We start from the raw sequence: 7,945 nt of genomic DNA, 5'->3' as shown, positions 1-7,945 counted from the left end.
GCACAAATTCATGGTGCGTCGCCACCGCCACCGCGCCCAATGCCCCGCCCAAGGCGAGGCTTCCGGTATCGCCCATGAACACCGCCGCCGGGGGCGCGTTGAACCACAGGAAGGCCAGCCCGGCGCCGACGATCGCCAGCAGTAGCACGGTCAGGTCACCGGTGCCCAGGATGTGCGGGATGCCGAGATATTCGGCGAATTTGGCATTGCCGACGAGATAGGAGATGAGCATGAACGCCATCGCCGCGATGATCACCGGCATCGTCGCCAGCCCGTCGAGCCCGTCGGTCAGATTGACCGCATTGCCGAACGACACGATCACAAACGCCCCGAACGCGATGTAAAACCAGCCGATATCCATCACCGGTCCCTGAATGAACGGCAAATAGAGCATCGTGCCGCCGTTGCGCACCATCAGCCAGGTCGCGAAGCCGGCGATAGCGAATTCCAGCACCAGCCGCATCTTGCCCGAAAGCCCGGCATGATGTGCCTTCTTGACCTTGTCATAATCGTCGAGGAATCCGATCAGCCCGAAACCGCCGGTAACCAACAGGCACGCCCAGACATACGGGTTGCCGAGGTCCATCCACAGCAACACCGAGATCGACACCGATACCAGGATCAGCAGGCCGCCCATGGTTGGCGTGCCGCGCTTGGCGAGGTGCGATTGCGGGCCGTCGGCGCGGATCGGCTGGCCCTTGCCCTGCTTGGCGCGCAGCCAGCGGATGAACATCGGCCCGAACATCAGGCCAATGAACAACGCCGTCGCACTCGCCGCGCCGGCCCGAAAGCTGATGTAGCGGATCAGGTTGAGGATCCCGGGGAAACCGAGCTGTTCGGCGATCACATATAACATCAGGCCGATACCCCTGCCACTCGATCGACCAAAGCCGCAAGCCCGACCGAATTGCTGGCCTTGACCAGCACCACGTCGCCGGGGCCAAGGATCGCCTGCACCAGCCGCGCGGCCTGCTCGACATCGTCGGCCACGACCGCCTCGATTTCACCGTGTAGCGCCGCCGCCAGTCCGCGCATGTCATCGCCGACCAGCACCAGCCGCTCGACCCTGGCGCTCCGAATGGGCTCGGCCAGCGCGGCATGCATCGCCTCGGCATCGGGGCCAAGCTCGCGCATCGGGCCGAGCACCGCAATCCGCCGGCCGGCAAGCTGCTCGCTGCCCAGGCTCGCCAGCGTCGCCGCCATCGATGCCGGATTGGCGTTGTAACTTTCGTCGATCAGCAAGGCCGTCCCGCCATCGAGCTTGATCCGGTGCCGCTCGCCGCGCCCTTTCAACCCGCCAAGATCGGCCAGTGCTAACCCCGCCGCGCCCAGATCGCCGCCAACCGCTTCGACCACCGCAAGCACCGCCATCGCGTTCGAAATCCAATGGTCGCCGCGCTGCGACAAAGTGAAGGTCAGTTCGCTGTCGACCAGCCGCGCGGTGACCAGGCTGCCGCCATCGTCCGAGCGCGCAGCGGCCATCGTCGACACATCGGCGTCGCTGGTCATGCCAAAGGTGATCGTGCGGTCGGCATGGCGCAGCGCCGCTTTCACTAGCCGGGCGCGATGCGGCGAATCCTCGGGGATGATCGCAATCCCTTCTTCCTCTAGTCCCTCGAAAATCTCGCCTTTGGCGTCGGCGATCGCTTCGATCGACCCCAATTGCTCGATATGCGCCGAGGCGATGGCGGTAACCAAGGCGACGTGCGGCCGCACCAGCCGGGTCAGCGCGGCAATTTCCCCCGCATGGTTCATCCCCATTTCGAGCACTGCAAAGCGCGTCTCCCGCGGCATTCGCGCCAGGCTCAGCGGTACCCCGGTGTGGTTGTTGTAGCTTTTGACCGAACGATGGACCGGCCCCTTGCGGCTCCGCTCCAAAGCGGCGGCGAGCGCTTCCTTGGTCGACGTCTTGCCGACCGATCCGGTGACCCCGATCACGGTGGCGCTCGTTCGGCGACGGGCTTCAATGGCCATGGCCTCGAGCGCGGCTGCGACATCGCTCACCAGTACATGCGGGTCATCGACAATTTGCGACACCAACGCGGCCACCGCGCCCGACGCAAACGCCTGCGCGACGAACTGATGCCCGTCGCTCACCGTCCCCGGCATTGCGACGAACAAATCGCCCGGCCCGACTTCGCGGCTGTCGAAGGTCACGCCCGTGACCTCGAACGCAGCGCTGGTCACGCCGCCAGTCGCCGCCTCAATCTCGGCCGATGTCCACAATGCGCTCATGCCGCACACTCGCGCGCCACCAGCGCATCGTCGAACGGAAGCACGCGGTCGCCGATAATCTGCCCGGTCTCATGGCCTTTGCCCGCGACCAATACGATATCCCCCGCGCCCGCGATTTTGATCGCTTCGGCAATCGCGGCTCGACGGTCGCCAATCTCGCGCGCGCCAACCGCCCCGGCCATGACTTCAGCCCGGATCGCCGCCGGATCCTCGCCGCGCGGATTATCGTCGGCGACGATCGCGACATCGCTTAGTCGCGCCGCAATCTCGCCCATCGGCCCGCGCTTGCCCTTGTCGCGGTCGCCGCCTGCCCCGAATACCGTGATCAATTTGCCCTCGACGTGCGGGCGCAACGCCGCAATCGCCGCCTCGAGCGCGTCGGCGGTATGCGCATAATCGACATAAACCGGTGCGCCAGAACGGCTGATTACCGCGCGCTCCAGCCGGCCGCGCACCGGCGACACCCGCCCCATCGCCGCGAGCGTGTCATCCCACTCGCTCCCCGTCGCGAGCAACAGCCCGGCCGCGGTCAGCACATTGTTCGCCTGATAGGCCCCGATTAGCGGCAGGGTCAGTTTGTATTCCATTCCATCAAATCGAAGCACCAGCCGCTGCCCGAGCGCGGTCGGCACCTGTTCGATCAAAGTAATCGTCTCCGCGCCCGGCCCGACGGTGATCAACTTCAGCCCGCGGGCGGTCGCATGCGCGATCACCGCGTCCGATTTGGCATCGCCGGTCCACACCACCGCCGTCCCGTCGCCTGCAACCACCTCGTCGAATAATCGCATCTTGGCTGCGAAATAGGCGTCCATGTCGGCATGATAATCGAGGTGATCGCGGCTGAAATTGGTAAAGGCCGCCGCCATTACCGGCAGGCCTTCGCTGCGATATTGGTCGAGTCCGTGGGACGAGGCTTCGTAAGCGACATGGCTGATCCCCATCCGCTCGAGGCCGGCCATGTTCGACAGGAAGGTGACGATGTCGGGGGTGGTCAGCCCGGTCTTGACCTGGTCGTCGGCGGTGGTCACGCCAAGCGTCCCGATGCTCGCCGATCTTTGCCCGCCCAAGCGCCACATCTGGCGTGCCAGTTCGACCGTCGACGTCTTGCCGTTGGTGCCGGTGACCGCGACGATTACGTCCGGATACGGTCCGTAAAACTTGCCCGCCAGCGCGGCGAACCGCCGCCGTGGTTCGGCATCGGCGATGTGCGCCGCGCCCTCGACCACTGCCTCGGGCCGCGCCACCACCGCCACCGCACCATGCTTGACCGCGCCTGCGATGAACTGCTCGCCATCGAACTTCGCGCCGCGAAACGCGCCGAAGATATTTCCCTTGGTCACGTTGCGATGATCGATCGCGAAGCCGGTCACGCCAGCGTCGCTGTCGATCCCTGCGAGATCGCCCAGGCGCACCGGATTACTTCTTCGACTTTTCGCGAATGAACGGCAGCACCTCGGCCATATTGGCCTCGCGCTTCTTGTCGGGCCGAACGCCGAGCATCGGCGCGATCCGGCTGACGGCGCGACCGAAGGCGGGGGCGGCATTCCAGCCGGCGGTGGTCCAGCCGGCGGTCTTGGCCGTAGCGCGTGGGGAATCGAGCATCATCACCATCGCATAGCGCGGCTCCTCCATCGGGAATACTCCCGCGAAGCTCGTGATGTTGATCGTCTTGCTGTAGGCGTTACCCATCCATTTCTCGGCAGTCCCGGTCTTGCCGCCGACTCGATAGCCCAGCGCGTTGGCGTTCTTGCCGGTACCGTTGGTTACCACCAAACGCAGCAAAGCACGCATCTTGTAACTGGTTTCTTCGGTGAATACGCGACGTCCGGCGGCGACCTTGTGATTGCCGTCGACCTTGAGGATCGTTGCCGGGCGATAGATGCCGCCATTGAACAAGGTCGCATAGCCGGTCGCAAGGTGCAGCGGAGTCACCGCGATCGAATGGCCGTAACCCACCGTCATGGTGTCCATCCTCGTCCATTCGCGCGGGGTTAGCGTACGCCCGCGTTCGCGCAATTCGATCTGAACCTTGTCGAGGAAGCCCATCTGCTTGAGAAACGCCTTCTGCCGCACAGCGCCAACCTGTTCGGCGATCTGGGCCGTGCCGATGTTGCTGCTTTCCATCATGATTTCGGCAACCGAGCAGGCCCGGCCGAACGGATGCGTATCGTGGATCACGCGGTTGGCGATACGCAGTTCATTGGGGCAATTGTACATTTGGCCGAATGATTTCACGACGCCCGAATCCATGGCCATTGCGACGGTGAACGGCTTGAACGTCGAGCCCAGTTCATACACGCCAAGCGTCACGCGATTGAACATCTGGTCGGGCGTATTCTTGCCCGCAATATTGAGATTGTAGCTCGGCAAGCTGGTCATCGCCATGACCTCGCCAGTGTGGATGTCCATCACCACGCCGGCCGCGCCGACCGCCGAAAATTCGGTCATCGCGCTGAACAATTCATGTTCCAGCGCCTGCTGTATCTTGCTTGAGATCGACAGCATCACCGGCTTGCCGCGCATTGCCGGGTCGGACAATTGCGCATCATACGCGCGTTCGATGCCCGACGTTCCGTGGCCATCGACGTCGGTATAGCCGAGCACGTGCGCCGCCAGCGTCGTCTGCGGATAGAGCCGGTCGGGTTCGCGATCGATTGCAACGCCCGGTTCGCCGAGCGCATTGACCGCCTGGACCACGTCGGGCGCCGCGCGGCGTCGGAGATAGAAGAACGGCTTGTCCGACTTCAACATCGCGAAATAGGCGCGCTCGTCAAATTCGGGGATCAACCGGGCCAGCGTCCGCGCCAGTTCCAGCTTGTCGCCGATCACTTTCTTGGGATGTAGCGCGATCGTCCATGCGTCGATCGTCCGCGCCAGCGCCTGCCCGTCGCGATCGACGATGTCGCCGCGTTCGGGGACCAGGCTGGTCACCCCGATCTTGCGCCCGGCATGATCGCCAAACACCGCGAGGTAGATGATGCGAACCGCGATCAGCGCGACGACCCCGGCGAACACCAGCATCCCGAACATCAACCGTTGGTGGATTACCGCCAATATCTGGCGTCGCTGGCCGACCAGGTGGAGCCGCTCGGGCCGGGCGACGAGAGCGGGCATCGGTGCGTTCATTGCGGCGTGCCGGATTCCTTGGATTTCCTGGGGGCCGAACCGCTTGCCGAAGCAGCGGCTGGCGGGGTCGCTTTCGCAGTCGACTTGGGCTTGGGCAAGGGCGCAAGGGCATCAACCGCCGCGACTTTCACGCTTTTCGTCGCAGCCGTCTTTGGCGCATTCGGCTTGACCGACGCGGACGCTGCGGGCCGCACTGCCGTGGCCGGCCGTTGATAGCTTGCGACGTACATCATGTCCTCGGCCGACGGGGCGGGATTTGGCGTCGCAACCGCCGCGCGCGCCGTTTGGGGTACGGCATCGTCGCTGTCGCTGGTTCCTGCCGGGCGGGTCACGCCTTGCTCAATCGGTGCGGAGGCAAGCACCACCGGCGCACCAATGACGGCCTTGGGCGCTGGCTTGATCATCGTCGCCAACTGGAAGCCACCTTCGAGAAACTGGTCGGCCGTCGGAGCAGACAGGCGAATGAACCCGACGTTCCACCGCTCGAGCTGCGCCAACCGCCCGCGAGTCCCAATTTCGGTCTGCAGCAGGCGGATGTCATGCTGGGTGTTGACGATCTTTCCCTCGACCATCTCCAGCTTGGCGCGTTCCGAGGCGACGTTGAGCGACACCAGATAGCAACCCAGTGCGGCACCGGCGACGCTGGCGGCCATGAACAAGGATTTGAACCCGTGGGCGCTCATCGCGCTGATCCTTTCGACTGGTCCCACGCGGGCGCATCGGTCCGGACTGCAGTGCGCAGCCGTGCCGAGCGCGCGCGCGGGTTACGGGCCAGCTCGGCCTCCGTCGGGGAGACTGGCTTGGCGACTGTTCCAAAACTGGGGGTGGGGCCGGTGGCCGCGATCGGCCGGTGGCGCGATCCCGCCGGGGTCGCCCCGCTGCGGCTCTTGAGAAAGCGCTTGACGATCCGATCCTCGAGGCTGTGGAAGGTCACCACCGCGAGCCGTCCGCCGGGGCGAAGCACGCGCTCGGCGGCGGCCAACCCGGCCTCGAGCTCGTCGAGTTCGGCGTTGAGATGGATCCGGATCGCCTGGAATGTCCGCGTCGCCGGATCGCTCTTCATCCCCTGATAATGGCCAAGCGCCTTGCGTACGACGGCGGCCAGTTCGGCGGTACGTGTCAGCGGGCGAGCGGCGACGATCGCGCTGGCCACCCGGCGCGCGCGCGGCTCCTCGCCATACTCCTTGAGCACCCGAGCAATTTCCGCCTCGTCGGCTTCGTTGACGAAGTCGGCGGCGCTCATCCCGGCCTGGCTCATCCGCATGTCGAGCGGGCCGTCCTTGCTGAAGGCGAAACCGCGTTCGGCGCGGTCGAGCTGCATCGAGCTGACCCCGATATCGAGCGTCACGCCGTCGACCGGCGCAAGATCGCGCTCGATCAAAGCCTGGTCCATCTTGCCGAATTTTTCCTGGATCAAGGTCAGGCGCCCAGTGCTGACGGCGTCGGGCACCAGCGACGGCCCCTCGGCAATCGCATCAGGATCGCGATCGAACGCAATTACGCGACCCGCGCCCGCTTCGAGCAGGGCACGCGTATAGCCGCCAGCACCAAACGTGCCGTCGACGTGGGTTTCGCCGGCCTGGACGGCGAGCCCCGCGAGGACCTCGTCGATCAGCACCGGCAAGTGCGGTGCCGGGGCAACGGCGGCCGCACTCATAGCGAAACGCCCCGCTCGTCGAGCCGGAAGCGCGCAATATCCTTCATGTCGTCGGCAATGTTCGGATCGGCCAGGAACAATTTGGGGTTCCATATCTGGAACGTCTCGCCGACCCCGATGAACAGCGCCAGTTCCTCGATCCCGCCCTTGGCGCGCATCATCGGCGGCAGCAGCACCCGGCCCGAACTGTCGTACGGCACTTCCTCGGTCGCGCCGAACGCCATCATCGTGCGGCGGGCATGTTCCAGTTCGGCGGCAGGGTCGGTTTCGGTCTTCTCGGCCAGCCGCTCGAGCTTGGCATGCTTGAGCGCGGCATAAGCGGGGTCGTAGGCGGACAGCGCCTTGAACGCGTCATGCTTGGCAAGGACGATATTCCGGGCGTCGCCGCGGCGTTCGATCACTTGGCGCAGGAAGGCTGGCACGGACACGCGACCCTTCGCGTCGACCGCGTTCAAAGCACTGCCCTGAAACAGATGCTCTAGCGCCACATCCCACTCCTGCGGCGCGCAAGCTTCCTCTATTCACGAAGCGTGCGACATCGTCACCCGCTTCGCGCCCATCACTTCAAGGTGAGGAATCGCCCCGTGCCAATCCTGTTGGTAACCCAAGCACGGACGGGATACAATGGATTTTCATGCCATTTCGTGGGATTTCATGCCCGATGCCTGTCTGCTCTGGGGAAAGAGCACAGACAAGGCAAATCTATTCTGTGTTTGTTCTACTCAGTTTGGGCGGGACAACCCTGTGGATAAGCTTGTGGGTGCGGCGAATCGGCAACGACTCACTTGGGTGAGCGACCAAGCAACAGGTCCAACTGCATTCCGACAAGTGCGACATTGTCGACCTTGCGACCCAAGCGGCGCGTAACTTCTTCCTGATTGAGCAGATCGGCGTCGGCGACGATCACAGTCCGGCCCTTTCCCAACG

7 protein-coding genes are annotated in these 7,945 nt (G+C 64.6%); all 7 read right to left on the bottom strand.

Translation table 11 applies throughout. The features are described from left to right. Positions 1-856: phospho-N-acetylmuramoyl-pentapeptide-transferase (gene mraY / locus RMN73_RS06315; protein ID WP_309602475.1), on the bottom strand; the 856-nt coding region annotated here is incomplete at its 3' end. After that, complete coding sequence (murF, locus tag RMN73_RS06310) at positions 856-2,235, bottom strand: UDP-N-acetylmuramoyl-tripeptide--D-alanyl-D-alanine ligase (protein ID WP_309602474.1); 1,380 nt, start codon at positions 2,233-2,235, stop codon at positions 856-858. The genes murF and mraY, both read right to left, overlap by 1 nt. After that, positions 2,232-3,647: a UDP-N-acetylmuramoyl-L-alanyl-D-glutamate--2,6-diaminopimelate ligase gene (locus RMN73_RS06305; RefSeq protein ID WP_309602473.1), complete on the bottom strand. Its 1,416-nt coding sequence runs from the start codon at positions 3,645-3,647 to the stop codon at positions 2,232-2,234. Before RMN73_RS06305 ends, murF begins: the two co-directional genes overlap by 4 nt. Before the next feature lie 4 nt (positions 3,648-3,651). Further along, entirely contained in the window at positions 3,652-5,349 is a 1,698-nt protein-coding gene (locus RMN73_RS06300) for a penicillin-binding protein 2 (RefSeq protein WP_309602472.1), read from the bottom strand. An 8-nt stretch (positions 5,350-5,357) separates the two neighbouring features. Next, a complete protein-coding gene (locus tag RMN73_RS06295; RefSeq protein WP_309602471.1) occupies positions 5,358-6,044 on the bottom strand; it encodes a hypothetical protein in 687 nt (228 codons plus the stop codon). Then, positions 6,041-7,018: a 16S rRNA (cytosine(1402)-N(4))-methyltransferase RsmH gene (rsmH, locus tag RMN73_RS06290; protein WP_309602470.1), complete on the bottom strand. Its 978-nt coding sequence runs from the start codon at positions 7,016-7,018 to the stop codon at positions 6,041-6,043. Before rsmH ends, RMN73_RS06295 begins: the two co-directional genes overlap by 4 nt. Beyond that, positions 7,015-7,446: a division/cell wall cluster transcriptional repressor MraZ gene (locus RMN73_RS06285; protein WP_309602469.1), complete on the bottom strand. Its 432-nt coding sequence runs from the start codon at positions 7,444-7,446 to the stop codon at positions 7,015-7,017. Before RMN73_RS06285 ends, rsmH begins: the two co-directional genes overlap by 4 nt. Between the last annotated feature and the right edge of the window lie 499 nt (positions 7,447-7,945).

This window comes from Sphingomonas sp., from assembly GCF_031372575.1.
Lineage (GTDB): Bacteria > Pseudomonadota > Alphaproteobacteria > Sphingomonadales > Sphingomonadaceae > Sphingomicrobium.
Note: the sequence above shows the minus strand (reverse complement) of the source record. Positions and strands in the feature narration are given on the sequence as shown.